10 protein-coding genes are annotated in these 18,798 nt (G+C 71.3%); 9 read left to right on the forward strand and 1 reads right to left on the reverse strand.

Annotation, left to right across the window (positions count from 1 at the left end; genetic code table 11):
* From HR086_RS31280 to HR086_RS31320, 9 genes are all read left to right on the forward strand, one after another.
* The coding region (locus HR086_RS31280; protein ID WP_174467466.1) for a non-ribosomal peptide synthetase at positions 1–2,585 on the forward strand (2,585 nt) is incomplete at its 5' end.
* A gap of 22 nt (positions 2,586–2,607) precedes the next feature.
* Positions 2,608–5,907 carry a non-ribosomal peptide synthetase gene (locus HR086_RS31285; protein WP_174467467.1) on the forward strand — a complete coding sequence of 1,100 codons (3,300 nt, stop codon included), beginning with the start codon at positions 2,608–2,610 and terminating at the stop codon, positions 5,905–5,907.
* Positions 5,907–10,379, forward strand: a complete 4,473-nt coding sequence (locus HR086_RS31290; protein WP_174455629.1) for a non-ribosomal peptide synthetase — start codon at positions 5,907–5,909, stop codon at positions 10,377–10,379. Before HR086_RS31285 ends, HR086_RS31290 begins: the two co-directional genes overlap by 1 nt.
* A 44-nt stretch (positions 10,380–10,423) precedes the next feature.
* Entirely contained in the window at positions 10,424–11,083 is a 660-nt protein-coding gene (locus HR086_RS31295; RefSeq protein WP_141645739.1) for a class I SAM-dependent methyltransferase, read from the forward strand.
* Between the two features lie 88 nt (positions 11,084–11,171).
* Positions 11,172–13,535 (forward strand): M20/M25/M40 family metallo-hydrolase, encoded by a 2,364-nt coding sequence (locus HR086_RS31300; protein ID WP_174467468.1) that lies wholly within the window; start codon positions 11,172–11,174, stop codon positions 13,533–13,535.
* Between the two features lie 74 nt (positions 13,536–13,609).
* Positions 13,610–15,067, forward strand: a complete 1,458-nt coding sequence (locus HR086_RS31305) for a DUF1585 domain-containing protein (protein ID WP_174455631.1) — start codon at positions 13,610–13,612, stop codon at positions 15,065–15,067.
* Positions 15,064–15,864 (forward strand): hypothetical protein, encoded by an 801-nt coding sequence (locus tag HR086_RS31310; protein ID WP_174467469.1) that lies wholly within the window; start codon positions 15,064–15,066, stop codon positions 15,862–15,864. The genes HR086_RS31305 and HR086_RS31310 overlap by 4 nt, the downstream gene beginning before the upstream one ends.
* A gap of 5 nt (positions 15,865–15,869) precedes the next feature.
* The gene (locus HR086_RS31315; protein WP_174467470.1) at positions 15,870–17,210 is read left to right on the forward strand and encodes a DUF1501 domain-containing protein; all 1,341 of its coding nucleotides are present in this window, start codon (positions 15,870–15,872) and stop codon (positions 17,208–17,210) included.
* Positions 17,211–17,326: 116 nt separating this feature from the next.
* A complete protein-coding gene (locus tag HR086_RS31320) occupies positions 17,327–18,244 on the forward strand; it encodes an SDR family NAD(P)-dependent oxidoreductase (protein WP_174455634.1) in 918 nt (305 codons plus the stop codon).
* Positions 18,245–18,298: 54 nt separating this feature from the next.
* On the opposite strand, the gene HR086_RS31325 is transcribed toward HR086_RS31320, so the two are convergent.
* Positions 18,299–18,798, reverse strand: a 500-nt coding sequence (locus HR086_RS31325) for an acyl-CoA dehydrogenase family protein (RefSeq protein WP_256433681.1), incomplete at its 5' end; no start/stop codon positions are given.

Raw genomic sequence — 18,798 nt, forward strand, 5'->3', positions numbered from 1 at the left:
CGCCCGTCCCCTCCGCGCGTCCCCCGGCTCCGGTTCATCACTTCGCGCTGGGGCAGCGGATGCAACGGCGCGTCGACGACTTCTCCCAGCGCCACGACGTGACGCCCTTCGTCTCGCTGCTCGCGGCGTTCCAGGCGCTGCTGCACCGGCTGAGCGGACAAGACGACCTCGTCGTGGGGACCCCGGTGGCCACGCGAGGCCCCGCGGGCACCGCGCGACTGGTGGGCTATTGCGTCAACACCCTGCCGCTGCGCGTGGACCTGGCGGATGGGCCCGGGTTCGCCGCCCTTGTCCGGCGCACCCGCGACCTCGTCCGAGGGGCCCTGGAGCATCAGGAGTTCCCCTTCCCCCTCATGGTCGAACGACTGCATCCGGAACGCGTCGCCGACCGCACGCCCATCTTCCAGACCCTCTTCGTCCATCAGCGCAGTCCCCTCTCGAGCCATCCCGCGCTGTCGTCCTTCGCGCTGGGCGATGGCGCCGCCCGGCTGCGCATGGGCGGCACGAGCGTCGAGCTGCTGCCACTGCCTCCCGCCGCGTCCCCCTTCGAGCTCATGCTCGCCATCGCGCCGACCGATGAGGGGCTCTCCTGCGCGTTCGAGTACGACCCGGCGCGCTTCGACGCGGCCTTCATCGAGCGGCTCGCGGCGCAGTACGGGCACCTGCTGGAAGCGGCCCTGGACGACGCGGACACGCCCATCGCACGGTTGTCGCTGCTGCCCACGTCACAGCGCGAGCAGCACCTGCTCGCGTGGAACGCCTCCCACCGGTCCTATCCCGCGGGCGACGGTCTGCACGCCCTCGTGGCCCGTCAGGCGCGGCGGACCCCGGACGCGGTGGCGCTGGTGCACGGCGCGCGGCGGATGACCTACGGCGAGCTCCTCGCACGGGCCTCGGGATTGGCGGCGAAGCTGCGCCGGCTCGGCGTGGGGCCCGAGGTCCGCGTCGGCGTCTTCAGTCACCGCACGCTCGACCTGGTCGTGGGTCTGCTCGCAGTGCTGGAGGCGGGGGGCGCCTACGTGCCGCTCGACCCCCAATATCCGCAGCCACGCCTGGACTTCATCGTCCGCGACGCACGCATCCACGTCCTGCTCACGGAGCGCTCCTTGGACGAGCGACTGCCCGCGAGCACGGCCCACCGCGTGTTCCTGGACGAAACACACGACGAGGGGACGCTGGCCCCCGAGGCACCCACGGAGGAGGTCCACCCCGACCACCTGGCGTACATCCTCTACACCTCCGGCTCCACCGGCCAGCCCAAGGGCGTGGCCATCTCCCACCGCAGCGCGGCGAACTTCATCCACTGGGCCGGCGAGGCGTTCAGCGACGAGGAGCGGCAGGGCGTCCTGGCGGGCACGTCCATCTGCTTCGACCTCTCCGTCTTCGAGCTGTTCGCGACGCTCAGCCACGGAGGCAGCGTCATCCTGGCGGACAGCGCGCTGCACCTGCCGGAGCAGACCTCGGCCACCGTCACCCTCCTCAACACGGTGCCCTCGGCCATCACCGAGCTGCTCGCCTCGGGTGGCATCCCCGACACGGTGCGCACCATCAACCTCGCGGGTGAGCCCCTCACGCGGGAGCTCGTGCGGCGGCTCTACCAGGAGACGAAGGCCACCCGCGTGGTGAACCTGTATGGGCCGTCGGAGACCACGACGTACTCCACGTTCACCACGCTGCCCGCCGAACCCTCCGAGCCGGTGAGCATCGGTGGGCCGGTGGCCAACACCCAGGTCTACGTGCTCGACGCTCACCTCCAGTTCGTGCCCGCGGGCGTTCGGGGCGAGCTGTTCATCGGCGGCGCGGGCGTGGCGCGTGGCTACGTCGAGCGGCCCTGGCTCACCGCGGAGCGCTTCCTCCCGGACCCGTTCTCCGGACTCCCGGGGGCGCGGATGTACCGGACGGGAGACCACGTACGACAGCTCCTGGATGGAACGCTGGAGTTCCTGGGCCGGGTCGACCACCAGGTGAAGCTGCGTGGCTTCCGCATCGAGCTGGGCGACATCGAAGCCGCGCTCCGACAAGAGCCCGGGGTGCGCGACGCCATCGTCGTGGTCAAGGGCGAGGGCGCGCGACGACAGCTGGTCGCCTACGTGGTGCCTGTCCGCGAGAGCACGGGGCTGGAGGTGTCCGCGCGCCATCTGCGAGAACACCTGCGCGCCCGGCTCCCGGAGTTCATGGTGCCGGCGACCCTCCTGGTGCTGCGGGAGCTGCCGCTGACACCCAACGGCAAGGTCGACCGCGCGGCGCTGCCCGACCCACTCACCCGACCGGAAGATCCGGGCGCCGACTACATCGCCCCGCGCAACGAGCTGGAGACTCGCATCGCCCAGGTCTGGGCGGAGTTGCTCCAACGAGAGCGCGTGGGCGTCCACGACAACTTCTTCGACCTGGGCGGCAACTCCCTGCTGGCGACCCGGGTGGCCACACGGCTGTCCTCGGCGCTGCAAATCCAGGCCAGCGTCCGCACCGTCTTCGAGCACCGGACGGTGGCGACCCTCGCGGAGAACCTCGCCCAGGCACGGGCGTCGTCCTCCGGCCCCTCCACCATCACCGTGCAACCCCGGGTGCCGTATCGCGGCGGCTAGTGCCCGCGAGGAGAGAACCCCCATGTCCACCGTGGATACGAACGCCCGTCCCCCACCGACCGACGCCGCCCTCCAGGGCTGCTTCGTCTTCCCCGCGTCCGCGAGCCAGCAGCGGCTCTGGTTCCTCCACGAGCTGGACGCTCAATGGAGCGTGGCCTACCACCTGCCCGTGGCCTTCCGCGTCGCTGGCGCTGTCGACCGCGTCGCGCTGCAACGCGCCCTCAACCTCGTGGTGGCCCGCCACGAGGCGCTGAGGACCCGCCTCGCGTACCTGGACGGCGAGCTGGTGCAGGTCATCCATCCCGATGCGAGGGTCACCCTCTCCTTCACCGACCTGGGGCACATCCCCGCGGCCGAGCGAGATGAAGAGGCGCGGCGGCTGCTCGCGGGAGAGGCCCGGCGCCCCTTCCGGTTCACCGAGGACAGCCTCCTGCGGGTGAACCTGTTGCGCCTGGGCACCGCGGAGCACGCCTTGCTCGTCACGGTGCACCACCTCGTCGCGGATGGGAGCTCCGTGGAGCTGCTCGTGCGCGAGCTGGCGGACAGCTACGACGCCTGCCTCAAGGGCACGGAGCCGGCCCTTCCGGCCCTCCCCATCCAATACGCCGACTACGTGGCCTGGCAGCGGCAGTGGCTCGGCACCGAGGCGCACGCGGCCCAGAGCACCTACTGGAAGCGGAAGCTGGCCGGCGCGCCCCAGGTCATGGAGTTGCCGGTGGACCACCCGCGCCCCTCGGTCCAGACGTTCCGCGGCGCCACCACGGAGTTCACTCTCTCCCCGGAGCTGGGCGCGGCCGTCCGCCGCCACACCCGTGTAAGCGGCGTCACGCCGTACATGCTCCTGCTCCAGGCGTTCGCCATCGTGCTGCGGCGGTACACGGGGCAGGACGACCTCCTCATCGGAACACCCGTGGCGAACCGGGAGCGGCCCGAGTTGGAGCCCCTCATCGGGTTCCTCGCCAACACGCTCGTGGTGCGCGTGGACCTCTCCGGGGACCCGCGCGTGGACGCCCTCGGCGCGCGCATCCGGGAGACCGTCCTGGAGGCGCTCACGCACCAGCAGCTCCCCTTCGAGCTGCTCGTCGAGGCGCTCCAGCCCCAGCGCACGCTGAGCCACAACCCCCTCTTCCAGGTGATGTTCGCGATGCAGGAGGCGCCCCTCTCCCGCCTCTCGATGGGAGGGCACGCGCTGGAGCGGCTGCCCGTGGACCCCGGCACCTCCCGCTTCGACCTGTCCTTCTTCCTCATCGACGACGGAGACCGCATCCAAGGCATCGTCGAGTACGGCTCGGACCTGTTCGAGGCCGACACCATCGCCCACCTCGTCCAGCACTTCACGCGGGCAGTCGAAGGGCTCCTGGATGAAACCCGTCCGCGCCTCTCGCGGCTCGCCTTGGACAGCGAGGCCGACCGGCGGGAGCAGCTCGCGCGGGCCTTCCACGCGGAGCCCCACGCCTTCGTCCCCATCCACGAGGCAGTCGCCGCGCAGGCCGCGCGGACGCCGGAGCGCGTGGCCGTGGAGTGCGGCGCCCTCCGCCTCACCTACCGCGAGCTGATGACCCGCGTGGGCCAGCTCGCGGGGGCCTTGCGCGCGCGCGGCGTGGGCACCGAGGACCGGGTCGCCGTCCATCTGGAGCGCTCGCCGGACCTCATCGTGGCCCTGCTCGCGGTGCTCCAGGTCAGCGGGGCGTACGTCCCCGTGGACCCGCAGTACCCGCGTGAGCGGATCCGCGCCATGCTCCAGGACGCGCGACCCCGAGCCCTCGTGACGACGCCCCAGCTCGCGTCGCTGGGCGTGGACATCCCCCACGTCCTGACCCCGGACGCGGTCGCGGAGGCCGGAGGGGACGCCCCTCCAGGCCCGAGGGCGGGTGAGCACACCCTCGCCTATGTCCTCTACACGTCGGGCTCCACCGGTCACCCCAAGGGGGTGATGGTGACACACGGAGCGCTCGCCAACTTCCTGCACACCATGGCGCGCGAGCCCGGGCTGCGAGGCGAGGACGTCCTCGCCGCGGTGACCACGTTCTCGTTCGACATCGCCGCGCTGGAGCTCTACCTGCCGCTGCTCGTGGGTGCGCGCGTGGTGCTCGTCACCCGGGAACAGGCGGCGGATGCCCGGGAGCTGGCGGCGCTGCTCGACACCCACCACGTGACGGTGATGCAGGCCACGCCCGCCACCTGGCGGCTCTTGACGGATAACGGCTGGAGACCCTCCAGCAGCTTCACCGCGCTCTGCGGAGGCGAGGCGCTTCCCCAGGACCTCGCCGACCTCCTCACGTATCGCGGCGCCGCGCTGTGGAACCTCTACGGCCCCACCGAGACGACGGTGTGGTCATGCCGCAAGCGGCTGCATCCCGGAGAGCGCGTCACGCTCGGCCGGCCCGTGGGCAACACGAGCACCTATGTGCTGGATGAGGACCTGATGCCGGTGCCCCCCGGCGTGAGCGGCGAGCTGTTCATCGGCGGAGAGGGCGTGGCCCGTGGCTACTGGGGGCTGCCCGGACGCACGTCCGAACGCTTCGTGCCCGACCCCTTCTCCGCGAGCCCGGGCGCGCGCCTCTATCGCACCGGGGACCTGGTGCGCCCGCGGCCTGACGGCGACCTCGTGTACCTGGGGCGCGCGGACCACCAGGTGAAGCTCCGGGGCTTCCGCATCGAGCTGGAGGAGGTGGAAACCGTCCTGCGACGCCACCCGGACGTGCGCGCTGTGGCGGTCCACCTGTGGGGGACGGACGAGGCCCGCCGGCGGCTCGTCGCCCACGTCGTTCCCGCCACGCGCCCTCCTTCCGAGGAGTTCGCCCGGCGCCTTCGGGAGCACGCTCGCGCCCACCTCCCCGAGTACATGGTGCCCGCCACCATCGCCCTGCTGGACGCGCTCCCGCTGACGCCCAACGGCAAGGTGGACCGTCGCGCCCTGCCCTCTCCGGACGCCGTCTCCGCCTCCAGCGAGCGGCTCCTCGTCGCGCCCCGCACCGACACCGAACGCCAGGTCGGCGCCGTCTGGACCCGACTGCTCGAGCGCGAGCAGGTGGGCGTGGATGACGACTTCTTCGAGCTGGGCGGCAACTCGCTGCTCGCCGGGCGGCTCGTGCAACTGCTCGACCAGGAGTTCGGCGTGAGGGTGCCCATGCGCGACCTCTTCATCAACGCCACCATCGCCCACCTCGCGACCGTCATCGACACGCGGCGCCGACAAGCGCCCTCGGTGCTGAAGCCCGCGTCCGACACGCCGCTGGACGGGTTGAGCGACGCCGACGTGGAAGCCCTGCTGAACGATCCGCTGCTGAGCCACGCCCTCTCCCAGGAGATTCGCAGGTGATGCCCTCCCAGAACGACTCCGTCCGAAGGCCCCTCGAGGACCGGCGAGCCACGCTCACCCGCTGGCTCCGGGAACGCGGGGCCGACCCCGCCAACCTGACGCCCACGCAGCGACGACTGTGGATGCTGCTCCAGTTGGACGGCACGCTGCCGGCCCAGGTGTTGACGGCGCGCGAGCTGCGGGGCGCGCTGGAGCTGGCCCCGCTCCAGCAGGCCATCGCCGAGGTCGGCCGCCGCCACGACCTGCTTCGCAGCACCTTCAAGGACGTGGGGGGAACGCCGCTGCGACTCGTCCACCCCATCGCGGCGCTGTCCCTGCGGGTGACGGACGTGACCGACGCGGACGCCGCGGAGCGCCTCTCCGACATCGCCCGGGAGATGCTCGCCCGGCGCGCCGACGTCGCCTCCGCGCCACTGGTGGACCTGCGGCTCGTGCGGCTCGCCGCCGACAGCCACGTGTTGTTCGCGACGGGCCACGAGCTGGTCGTGGCGACCTCCTCCCTGGAGTCCTTCGTCCAGGAGCTCCTCACGACGTATGCCGCCCTCCACCGAGGCGAGCCCCTCGGTGAGGGCGCCGTGCCCTCCCACGCGGAGCACGCCACCCGCGAGCACGCGTGGCTCGCCAGTCCAGAGGGAGCGGCGGCGGTGGAGCACTGGCGTCGACGGCTCGCGGACGTTCCCGTGCTTCAGCTCCCCACGGACCGGCCGCGTCCGGCCGTGAAGACCCACCGCTCCGCGTCCGTCCACCAGCGCCTGCCGCGGGAGCTCCTGGGTCAGTTGTCCGCGCTCGCCACGCGCACGGACGAGGAGCTGGGGACGGTGCTCTTGACCGGCCTCCAGACCCTGCTGGCCCGCTACTCGCTCCAGGTGGATGTGACGGTGGGAGTGCGCGACGAGCCTCCTGGCAGCGCGGAGTCCGAGCCACCAGGTCCCGGCCGCGGCCCCCTCGTCTTGCGAGTCGGCCTGGGCGGAGACCCCTCCTTCGAGGACGCGCTCCGACGAACCGGCCGCGCCCTCCGGGAGGCGCGCAAGTTCGGGCGCGTGCCGTTCGCCACCCTCGTGGAGGCGCTCCAGCCACCGAGAGACCTCAGCCGCACGCCCTTCTTCCAGACCCTGTTCCAGTTCCGTGACGCGCGCGAGGCGCTCGACCTGGTCCCCGGCCTGAGAGTCACGCCACACGTGCCGCGCGTGGGGACCACCCCGGTGGACCTGACGCTCGCCGCGACCGCGACCCAGGAGGGACTCCACCTGCGCGTGGACTACAACACCGACCTGTTCGACGCGAGCACCGCGCGGAGGATGCTCGACCACCTGCGCACGCTGCTCGACGGAGCGCTGACCACTCCGACCAGCACCCTCTCCGCGCTGCGGTTGCTGCCGGCCGAGGAGTGGGGACAGGTCCTCCATGGCTGGAACGAGACGGCCCACGCCGCTCCCTCGGAGAAGTGCCTGCACGAGCTGGTGGAGGCGCAGGCGGCGCGGACCCCGGGGGCCTGGGCCGTCACCGGTCCTGGCGGGGAGCGCACCTACGCGATGCTCGACGAGCAGGCCAACCAGCTCGCGCATCACCTGCGGGGGCTCGGGCTGGAGCGCGAGGACCGCGTGGCGCTGTGCCTGGAGCGCTCGGTGGAGATGGTCGTCGCCATGCTCGCGGTCCTCAAGGCCGGAGGCGCCTACGTTCCGCTGGATCCGGAGTACCCCACGGAGCGGCTCACGCACCTGCTCACGGACAGCGGCGCGCGGGTGCTCATCACCCAGCGGTCGCTCACGGCGCGGCTGGGAACCTCCCCGGCGAAGCGGCTCCTCGTGGACGAGGACTGGCCCGCCATCGCGGCGAACCCGCGCTCGGCCCCGCCCCGGACGACGACGCCCGCGCACCTCGCGTACCTCATCTACACCTCCGGCTCCACGGGGACGCCCAAGGCGGTGATGCTCACGCACCGGGGCATCGTCAACAACCTCACCTGGCGACAGGCGACGTGGCCGCTGAACCCAGAGGACCGCGTCCTGCAGAACCACTCGTTCAGCTTCGACCCCTCCGTCTGGGCGACGTTCTGGCCGCTGCTCGTGGGCGCGCGCACCGTCGTCACCGCCGCGGGGCAGGCCACCGACAGCCGGTCGCTGGTGGAGCTGATGCGCTCCCAGGGCATCACCGTCTACGGCGCGGTGCCGTCCCTCAACTCGGTGTTGATGGAGGAGCCGGATATCGGCCGGTGCACCCGCCTGCGCTACGTGCTGAGCGGGGCCGAGGCCCTCACCGGCTCGCTCCAGCGCAGCATCTTCTCGCGCGTGTCAGCCACGGTGGCGAACCTGTATGGCCCCACCGAGACGACCATCGACGCCACGAGCTGGACGTGCCCGCGCGTGGATGAGCCCGAGGCGGCCCCCATCGGTCGGCCCATCGGCAACACGCGGACCTACGTCGTCGACGCGCACCTCCAACCGGTGCCGGTGGGCGTGCCCGGGGAGATCTGCATCGGCGGCGCGGGACTGGCCCGCGGCTACCACGGGAGGCCCGGCCTGACGGCGGAGCGGTTCGTGCCGGACCCCTTCTCCAGCGAGACTGGCGCGCGGCTGTACCGGACGGGCGACCTGGGCCGCTACCGGGCGGACGGCGCCATCATGTTCCTCGGTCGCGTGGACGACCAGGTCAAGGTCAGCGGCTACCGCGTGGAGCTGGGCGAGGTCGAAGCCGCGCTTGGCCAGCACCCCGACGTGCGCGAAGTCGTGGTCGTGGCCCACGCCAGTGGCCCGGACATGAAGCGGCTCGTCGCCTACATCGTGCCCGCGGAGAACGCCGCGCCCCAGGCGCGCGCGCTGTCGACGTACCTGGAGGGACACCTGCCGACGTACATGGTGCCCACCCTGTTCGTCATCGTCAGTGAGCTGCCCCGAACGGCCAACGGCAAGGTGAACCGGCAGGCCCTGCCCGCTCCCCAGGTCGAACGAGCGGAGCCGCTGGCGGACTCCGCCATGCCCCGCTCGCCGCTGGAGGAGGAGATCGCCGCGGCCTTTGGGAATGTGCTCGGCACGACGAGCGTGGGCATCCACGACGACTTCTTCGGCGTCGGCGGCACATCGCTCATGCTGGCGAAGCTTGCGTCGCGGCTGCTCAACCGCTTCGAAATCGCCATCCCCGTCCACCAGTTCTTCAAGGTGCCCACCGTGGCGGGCGTCGCGAACGTGGTGGAGACCTTCCAACGCGAGGGCCTCGAGGCGGTGCTGATGAATCAGCACGCCACGCGGCTGGACACGGACGCCACCCTGCCCGCCGACATCTCGCCTGAAGGTCTACCCGAGGCGGACTTCCTCGACCCGTCCGCCGTCCTGCTCACGGGCGCCACGGGCTACCTCGGTGCGTTCCTGTTGGAGCAGCTCCTGAAGTGCACCCGCGCCACGGTCTACTGCCTGGTCCGCGCGGACACGCCCGCCCAGGCGATGAAGCGCGTCCGGACGACGATGGAGCAGTACCTCGTCTGGGACGAAGCCCACGCGGCGCGCATCCGTCCACTCGTCGGAGACCTGGCCAAGCCCCGCCTCGGCCTGGACGAGGCGGAGTGGGACGCGATGGCCGGGAAGCTCGACGCCATCTACCACAACGGCGCGTTGGTCAACTTCGTCTACCCCTACTCCGCGCTGCGAGGACCGAACGTGCAGGGCACCCAGGAGGTGCTGCGGTTGGCCTGCCTGCGAAGGCTCAAGGCCGTGCACTACGTCTCCACCATCGACGTGCTGCTGGCCACTCACATGCCGCGGCCGTTCCTGGAGGACGACTCGCCGCTGCACAGCCCGGTGGAGGTGCCCGGCGGCTACACCGGGAGCAAGTGGGTCGCGGAGAAGGTCGTCGACATCGCCCGGCAGCGCGGCATCCCCGTCGGCATCTACCGGCCCGGCCTCATCCTGAGTCACGAGGAGACAGGCGCGACGCAGACCAACGACTACCTGCTGGTCGCGTTCCGGGGCTACGTCCCCATGGGCATCCTCCCGGAGTACCCGCGCATCTTCGACACCATCCCCGTGGACTACGCCGCGAAGGCCATCGTCCACATCTCCCTGAAGCGGGAGGCGTTCGGGCGCTTCTTCCACCTGTTCAACCCGGCGCCCGTCTCCCTGCACCAGTTCTGCGAGTGGATCCGCTCGTACGGGTACGAATTCGACATCGTCCCCTTCGACGAGGCGCGACGACGGGCCCTGGAGGTCGACACATCCCACCCGCTCTATCCACTGGTGCCGCTCATCCGCGACGCGGAGGCGGAACCCACGCCGGCGCTCGACCCATCCGTCATCGGTGAACTCCAGCCCGAGATGGAGTGCGCCAACGCGCTGGAGGTGCTGGCGGGAAGCGGCATCCGCTGCCCCCCCATGACCGAGGCCCTGGCGCACCGCTGCATCCAGTACCTGGTCGACGTCGGCTTCCTCCCACCCCCCGAAGCGCTGCGCACCGCCCGCTCGCGACAGGTCGCCGGAACCTGAGCGGCCACGCCCCATCCCTCTCACCGCAAGAGACGAGTCCCAGAATGATCCACCACGTCGAACTGACCCAGCCTGTCCTCCAGTACGTCCGTGACAACTCCCTGCGCGACAACCCCATCCTGCGCGACCTGCGCGAGGAGACGTCGCGCCTGCCGCTGCGCACGATGCAGGTCCCGCCCGAGCAGGGGCAGTTGCTCCACCTGCTGACGCGACTGCTGGGCGCGCGCAAGACGCTGGAGGTGGGCGTCTTCACCGGCTACAGCACCCTGTGCACCGCGCTCGCGCTCCCCGCGGACGGCCGGGTCGTCGCGTGCGACCTGAGCGAGGAGTGGATCTCCGTGGCTCGACGCTACTGGAAGCTCGCGGGCGTGGAGGAGCGCATCGACGTGCGTCTCGGGGATGCCCACCACACCCTGGAGGCGCTGGTGTCCAGCCCCGAGCGGGGGACGTTCGACCTGGCGTTCATCGACGCGGACAAGGAGAGCTACGAGCACTACTACGAATTCGCGCTCCGGCTGCTGCGCCCGGGCGGACTGGTGGTGCTCGACAACACGCTCTGGTCCGGCAAGGTCGCCGACCCCGCCGTCTCGGACCCGGAGACGGACTCGCTGCGTCGCATCAACGCGAAGCTCCTGCACGACGAGCGCGTGGACCTGAGCATGCTTCCCTTCGCGGATGGGCTGACCCTCGCGAGGAAGCGCTGAGCCCACGGCCCGTCCCATGCCCCCGCCTTCCCGCCCTATCGCGAAACGCTCCCCGGAGCCCTCCGTCATCCCCGGCGGGCCTGGCGTCGTGCTCGCGTTGGTCCTGCTGGTCGGCGGCAGTTGGGCGGCCCTGGCGCCCTACCAACCGCCCGCGCCTGTTCCCGCCTCCGCGTCGGCCGAGGACTTCTCCGTGGAGCGGGCGTTCGCCCACGTCCAGCGCATCGCTCGCGAACCCCATCCGGTGGGCTCGGCGGAGCATGCGCGTGTGCGCGAGTACCTGCTCGCCGAGCTGGAGGGGCTGGGCCTTTCACCCGAAGTCCAGCGGGCCCCGAGCGTGGCGGAGTTTCCCACCCCCTTCGGGGTGACCTACCGGTCCGCGGCCGTCGTCCAGAACGTGCTCGCCCGTGTGCCAGGACGCTCCAGCGAGCGGGCCCTCCTGCTGATGGCGCACTACGACTCCGTGCCGGCGGGCCCGGGCGCCAACGACAACACCGCCGCGGTGGCCACCCTCCTGGAGACGGCGCGCGCGCTGACCGCGTCCCCCCAGAAGCCCGGCCACGATGTCTTCTTCCTGTTCACCGACGCGGAGGAGGTCGGGTTGCTCGGCGCGCAGGCCTTCTTCGCCCAGCATCCCCGGCGCCACGCCGTGGCCACGGTGCTCAACTTCGAGGCCCGTGGCAGTCATGGCCCGGTCCTGATGTTCGAGACGGGGCCGGACAGCGGCTGGCTCGTCGACGCGCTCGGTTCGACGGTGCCCACGGCGCTCGCGAGCTCGCTGTTCGACACGGCCTACCGGTACCTGCCGAACATGACCGAGTTCACCCTGTCCAAGGCCGCCGGCATCCCCGGCCTCAACTTCGCGTACATCGACGGCCTCACGGCCTACCACGGAGCGCTGGACCGTCCGGAGAACGTGGACGCGCGCACCTTGCAGCATCAGGGGGAGTACGCGCTGCGACTCACCCGGCGGCTGACGGACGGCACACTGTCGCCCCAGGGGACCTCCAGCCTGGTCTTCTTCAACGTCGCGGGGCTGGGACTCATCACGTACCCGGAAGGGTGGAGTCCCTTCTTCGCCCTGGGCGCGACGCTCTTCTGGGCGGCCCTCGTCGCGCGAGGACTCCAGGAGAAGACGCTGTCGGCGAGGCAGCTCGCGCGCGGACTGGGCACCTTCCTGCTCGTCTGCGGGGGTGTCCTCGCCATCGCGCTCGCCATCAGCCTCCTGGCTGGCGCGACCCATCCCGAGTCCCGCCGCGCCGGCGACACCTACGGCAGCGGACTCTACCTCGGGGGCCTGCTCGCGGTGACGGCCGCCGTGGCCGCGCTGTTCGTCGTGAGGACGGGCCCCCGCGTCGGCGTGCGGGCCCTCACCCTGGCGGCCTGCGGGCCCTGGGCGCTGCTCGCGGTGCTGACCGCGTTCCTCGCGCCCGGACTCAGCTTCCTGTTCACCTGGCCCCTGGCGAGCACGGCGCTCGGGCTGGCGCTGCTCCCCTCCGCTCCCGGCTCCGCGAGCTGGCGATGGCCGTCCGCGTTGACGTTGTGCGCCATCCCGCCGCTGCTCATCGTGGCGCCCCTCCTCGTCCTCACCTTCGTGGGGCTCACGCCGCGGCTCGCCGTCGTGACGGCACTGCTCGCCGCCCTCCTCTGCGGACTGCTCGTCCCACTCCTGCACGCGCTGACGGCGCTCCGGGCCTGGCCGCTGCCGGTGGCCACCCTCGCCACGGGGCTTGGACTCGTGGTCCTGGCGAGCCTTCCACGGGCGCCCACCCCCGAGCGCCCCCGGGCGAACAACGTCGTCTATGCGTGGGACGCGGACAGCGGGCAGGCCCTCTGGTTCAGCAGCGACGAGCAGTTGGACGACTGGACGCGGCAGTTCTTCCCCCAGGACGCGACGCGAGAAGGGCAGCTCCCCGCCTTCATGCCGCGCTGGGGCCAGGACTTCCGGTTCGCGCCCGCTCCGGTGCTCGACGCGCCAGCGCCCCTCGTGGAGGTGACCGAGGACACCGTCACGGCGGACCGGAGGACGCTGCGCCTGCGAATCACCTCCCCCCGGGGAGCGCGCAGCGCGTTGGTGTCACTCCATGGCGCGCCCGTGCTCGCCTATGCCGTGGATGGCGCTCCTGGCCCCGCCAGTCCCGCCCTCGCGGGCGACGCGGCATGGACCCTGTGGCTCGAAACCCTGCTCCCCGAGGGCAATCTCCTGCAGGCCACCTTCCCGGCGGCCCAACCCCTCACCATTCGCGTCATGGACCGCACCGACGGCCTGCCTTCGCTGTCAGGCTTCACGCCAACGCGAAGACCCCCGTACATGATTCCCGCACCCTCCCTGGACGTGGAGAACTGGGGCAATGCCACCTACGTCAGCCACGCCCTCCATATTTCCGCCCACCCGGTCGGTTCCACGGCACGGCAATCATTGCCGACCGCCGCGCAGCCCCCAGGAAATGATTGACATTAACGCCTGGATTTACAGGAAAGACCCGAGTAGGTTTTCGAGCAATGCCTCTCACCACGCGTTCGAACAGGATGACGTTGGGAGCAGCCTTCCTGACGCTGACGCTGACGCTCTCGCCAGCGCAGGCGTCGGACGACGCCGCGTCCACGCCCGTGGTGGAGCTGGTGCAGGTGCTCTCCCTTCGCCTTCGGCTGAAGCGGCTGGAGCCACAGGAGCGGCGCGACCTGGAGGAGCGACTCGCGCGCGGAGAGACTCCGTCCCGCATCTACGAGGAGGTCCTGGACCGCTGGTTGACGCGGGACTTCTACCGGAAGCTGTCGAGCGCGTTGGCGTTCACTCCGGCGGCGACGAACTTCTTCGTCGGGACGCTGTCACGCTTCCGTGAAGACGGGCAGTGGGTCTACTACCTGCCCCACACCGTGGGCGCCTCGCGTCCGGAGGGGACCGCGCCCTGTGCGCCCGCCGAACGCAAATCGGCGCCAGCCTGGTGGGGGCGCGGACAACGCATCTCCATCTGTCAGGACAGCTACCGCCCGGAGAACGCCTTCGACGCGGTCGGCTACTGCGGTGGACAACCCGAGCCCACCATCCCCACGCCGCCCAGGCCGGGCTGCGGTTGCGGTCCCCTGCTGTTGGGTTGCCTCCCTCCGGACGAGGAGGCGCCGCGCATGGACCAGCGCTTCGTGGAGGCGATGATGAGCGAGGTGACCGAAACCGGCGCTGAGCTCATGTCGAAGGGGCGCCCCTTCGACGAGTTGATGACGACCTCCTCCACCTGGCAGTCCGGCCTGACGCGCTTCCTGTACCTGCGGCGGGAGATGCTGGCGAAGGTGTCCCAGAAGCCCTTCTCCCCCGCACGGGAGCAGGAGCTGGTGCGGATGCTGGCCACGGTGGACCTGGAGGCCCCGGGCCAGTTCGTCGAGCGCAAGGGCGAATACCAGGGCAGTGGCCTGTTCCTGAACACGCCCGTCATGGCCGCGTTCGTGGGGACGTCCCGCGCGACGATGCAGTTGATGTTGTCGCAGTTCCTCTGCGTGGACTTCCCGGCGAACACCGTGGACAGCGAGACGCTCCTCACCGTCACCGGCGGGCAGCACGAGGGCGTGCGCTTCGAGGTGTACGAGTCCCCCATGCGCAACCAGGGCGCGTGCAGCGGATGCCACGCGCCCATGGACTCGGGCTCGGGCTTCCTGGTGGGCTTGCGTCCGCCCATCTTCGGCTCCATCCCCACCGGCAGACAGGTGGAGGGGGCGCTGTACGTCCACGGCGCCGAGGACTTCCGGGGCAAGGGCAAGGGCACCGCCGCGCTGGCCCGGCTCCTCACCCAGCAGCCCGAGTTCCCCCGCTGCGCCACCTCCCGCATGTTCACCTTCCTCGTGGGTCGACCGCCCCGGAAGACGGCCGAGGAGCGGCGGCTGCTGGAGGAGCTGACCCGGACCTTCGAGCAGAACGGACGGCGGGTCGATGTCCTCATCCGCGCCATCCTGTGGAGCAAGCCGCAGACGGAACCGATGGTGCTCGCGCAATGACCTCCCTCGGTCTGCTGTTCCTCGTCCTGGCGGCGGCGCCGGCGCGTGACGCCGCCGAGGTGCCCCCCAACGTGGCGGTCCTCCTTCAACGCCACTGCGCCGGCTGTCACGATGAGGACAGCTCGCTTGACCTGCGTCAGGTGCCTGGCCCGAGCGACCTGGAGACGTGGCGGGACATCCACAAGGCCGTCGAGACCGGCCGCATGCCTCCCTCCGCGAAGGACGCGGAGGGGCTGTGGAAGGGACCTGGGAACTCACCCGTCCCGCTGGGGCCCGGATACCGGCAGGAGCTCGCCAGCTCCATCGCCGCGCTGCTGGAGGCCCAACAGCACCCCGCCCCGCCGCGCACGGCCATGCAACTGTCCCTGGACGACTGGCTGCTCATCGTCCGCGAGGTGGCGCATCCGTACATGAGCGCGGGCGCGCTCGAGGCCCTCGTCGCTCCTCGGCTGGAGCTCGAGCCCTCCGCCCGCCATCCGCTCATCGCCATGGACGTCTGCACCCGGGTCATCGACACGGACCTGGGGCGCCCCGCCGGAAAGCGGACCTTGGTGGACGTCGCGGAGGGACCTGCCTCGGAGAAGGCGACGGAGGCCATCACACAGCGCCTGTTCCGGCTCGTGTACCAGCAGGAGCCCACCGCCGCGGACACGAAGGATGGACAGGCACGCTTCCGCCGCTTCCAGCGCATCGCGCCGGCGACACGCGACGCGGCGGCGGCGCTGTGCACCAGCTATCTGGCCGGCATCCGGGTGCTGCGGCTGGAACTCGCCCCCGCCCCCACGACAGCGAGATGACGACCATGGCCCGCTCCTCACGACGCGAAGTCCTCCAGGCCCTGGCTGGCGTCAGCGGACTGGCCCTGCTCCCGGCCTGTGGCCTCCACCGCGCGGGCGCGCCCGACGTGAAGTCGACCTCCACGCCACCCGTCGCCCTCCCGCCGCCGTCCACCGCGCGGCCCCACTACTTCGTCCGCATCACCCTCGACGGTGGCTTCGACAGCGTGATGACCGTGGACGCGAAGGACCCCGCCACGGCCGGAGAGGTCGACACCGGATACCGGGCGGCCGAGCGCCTCCAGGGCACGCGCCGCCTGTTCGGGCCGCTCATCGGCGGGCTGCTGCGCCACGACGACGCGCTGTGCCTGGTCCATGGCGTCCGCTACGACACCGTCGCGCACGAGACGGGCGAGGCCATCCTGCGCGCGGGCCACCAGCGACATGGCGCCAGCACCCCGCCCTTCGGCGACGTGCTCGGAGGCCTGTTGCCGGGCAGCGCCCCCATCCCGCACCTCCACATCCAGACCGGATTCCCGCGGCCACCGCGCCCCCTGGACGCGCTGCCGCTGCCCGGCAACCCGGAGGGCCGCGCCATTCCCCTCGCGGGAGGACTGAGCATCGACCCCGCGACGGTGGAGCTGCTCACCGGTGAGCCCCGGCGGGGCCTGTTCGACACGCCTCCCTGGTTCGAGGAGATGCAGGCCCTGCGGCACGAGGAGGCCCGCCAGTGGCTCGGCGGGAGACCGGAGGAGCTCGCCGCGCACGAGCAGACGCTTCAACAGGGCCAGCACCTCCAGCGCCTGCTATCCACCGCGGACCGACACACGGCGCTTCGTGGAAGTCCGCTGGGGCCCGGCCTCCAACTCGCCTTCCATGCCGTGCGTGGCAATCACGCGCGCTTCGTCACCGTGCGCTCGCCCCGCGTCTGGTTGGACACGCACACCGACAACGTGGCGCTCCAGTCAGCGCGCACGCGCCCCATCTTCGACGACATCGCCGGCTTCCTGGACCTGCTCCAGCGCGAGCGCAACGCGTTCGGCACGCTCCTGGAGCAGACCACCGTCGTGATCGCCTCCGAGCTGGGCCGCTTCCCCAAGCTGAACATGGTGCGGGGCAAGGACCACTGGCCCGAGAACAGCTGGATTCTCCTGGGGCGTGGCATCCGCGCGGGCGCGACGGTCGGCCAGACGGACGCGAGGTTCCGCGGCGTCTCCATCGACTATCGCAGCGGCAGCGCGACCGAGGGGCAACGGCGCCCGCTCGAAATCGACGCGCTCTTCGCCACCCTGCTGCACCTGGCCGGAGGAGATCCGCTCCGCCACGACTACGGGCGGGACATGCTGCTGCACGGCATCCTCGCCTGACGAAGACGACGAACCCCGACAGCTCGCTCGCCCTCCCCGGTGGGTCTCGTCTTGCCTGACGTTCGCTGAACAGAGCCCGAAGTCCACCCGCTGCCCCAACCTATCCGGAGACGTTCATGCAAGGAGCCAAGCAGCCCATCGCGAAACACCTGAAGACCCTGACCGGCCGTGTCGCCGTGGTGACCGGCGCCAGCCGCGGCGCGGGGCGCGCCATCGCCCTGGTGCTCGCCGAAGCCGGCGCCACTGTCTATGTCACCGGTCGAAGCGCCTCTGCCGGTCAGACCACCGAGGGGCTCCCCGGCACGGTGGAGAACGCCGCCGAGGAGGTGACGCAGCGAGGGGGGAAGGGAATCGCCGCGCGGGTGGACCACACGAACGAGCAGGACGTGGCCGCGTTCTTCGAGCGCGTCAAGCGCGAGTCCGGGCGGCTGGACCTGCTCGTCAACAACGTCTGGGGAGGTTACGAGCAGTATGACGGCCCCGACTTCGACCTGCCGTTCTGGGAGCAGCCCACGGAGAAGCGCTGGCAGGGCATGTATGTCGCCGGCCTGCGCGCGCACTTCCTGTCGAGCCGGTTCGCCGCGCCGCTGCTCATCGGGCGCAAGGCCGACGCGCCTCCGGGCCTCATCGTCAACACGGTGGGCTGGGCCTACGGCGAGTACCTGCGCAACCTGTACTACGACGTCGCCAAGTCCGCGATCATCCGCATGAGCTTTGGCATGGGGCTGGAGTTGAAGAAGCACCACGTCGCGGCGGTGGCCCTGGCACCGGGCTTCATGCGCACCGAGCGAGTGATGGCCGAGCACGCCAAGGGTCCCTTCGACCTGAGCGGCACCGAGTCGCCCGAGTACGGAGGCAGGGCCGTGGCCGCGCTGGCCGGGGATCCGCGCATCATGGAGCGCAGCGGGAAGCTGTTCACCTCCGGCGACCTGGCGCGCGAGTACGGCTTCACGGACGTGGATGGCAAGCAGCCCGAGGGCTTCCGCATCCCGCCCTACGGGGAGGACGAGGCCCCCCAGAGCACGGGGACCTGAGCACTTGCTCCGTGGGCCCGCCCCGCCATGACGGGACGGGCCCGCCTCCGAGCCTCAGGACTCCAACGCGAAGTCGAACCCCAGCAAGGTGCTGCCCGCCTGCGCGAACCATCCATCCGTGGCGGAGGCGTGCTGGGTGAGCACATGGATGTCGCGGAAGCGCCGCTGGAGGGTGGAGCCGTCCCGGACGGGGCTGGTGCCGCTGGCGCGATAGCAGGCGCTCACCACCTCGGCGGCGGTGTCCACGAGCCACGCGGTGGTGCTTAGAATCTCCGGTGCGAAGCCGGAGGCGGAGTCCGGCGCCTCGACGCAGGTGGTCCAGAAGCGCCCCGAGAGTTCCTGGAGCAGGGCGCGCGCCGCGCGCAGGTCGGATTGGGCGCGCCCCAGCCGGTGCTGGAACTGGGGTGACTCGCGCAGGGTGTGGCGCGCATACAGGCGCTTCTTCCCCGCCTTCGCCAGGGCGACCACGTCGTCGAGCGCCGCCTGCGCGATTCCGACCGCCACCGCGCCGATGTGCAGGCTGATCTGGAGCGGAGGGGCCACGAAGTGGGGGC

The sequence above is a fragment of the Myxococcus sp. CA039A genome (assembly GCF_013336645.1).
GTDB lineage: Bacteria > Myxococcota > Myxococcia > Myxococcales > Myxococcaceae > Myxococcus > Myxococcus llanfairpwllgwyngyllgogerychwyrndrobwllllantysiliogogogochensis.

Coding starts and splice junctions, on each gene's coding strand:
- HR086_RS31285 (WP_174467467.1), top strand. CDS start 2,608: ATGTCCACCGTGGATACGAACGCCCGTCCCCCACCGACCGACGCCGCC.
- HR086_RS31290 (WP_174455629.1), top strand. CDS start 5,907: ATGCCCTCCCAGAACGACTCCGTCCGAAGGCCCCTCGAGGACCGGCGA.
- HR086_RS31295 (WP_141645739.1), top strand. CDS start 10,424: ATGATCCACCACGTCGAACTGACCCAGCCTGTCCTCCAGTACGTCCGT.
- HR086_RS31305 (WP_174455631.1), top strand. CDS start 13,610: ATGACGTTGGGAGCAGCCTTCCTGACGCTGACGCTGACGCTCTCGCCA.
- HR086_RS31310 (WP_174467469.1), top strand. CDS start 15,064: ATGACCTCCCTCGGTCTGCTGTTCCTCGTCCTGGCGGCGGCGCCGGCG.
- HR086_RS31315 (WP_174467470.1), top strand. CDS start 15,870: ATGGCCCGCTCCTCACGACGCGAAGTCCTCCAGGCCCTGGCTGGCGTC.
- HR086_RS31320 (WP_174455634.1), top strand. CDS start 17,327: ATGCAAGGAGCCAAGCAGCCCATCGCGAAACACCTGAAGACCCTGACC.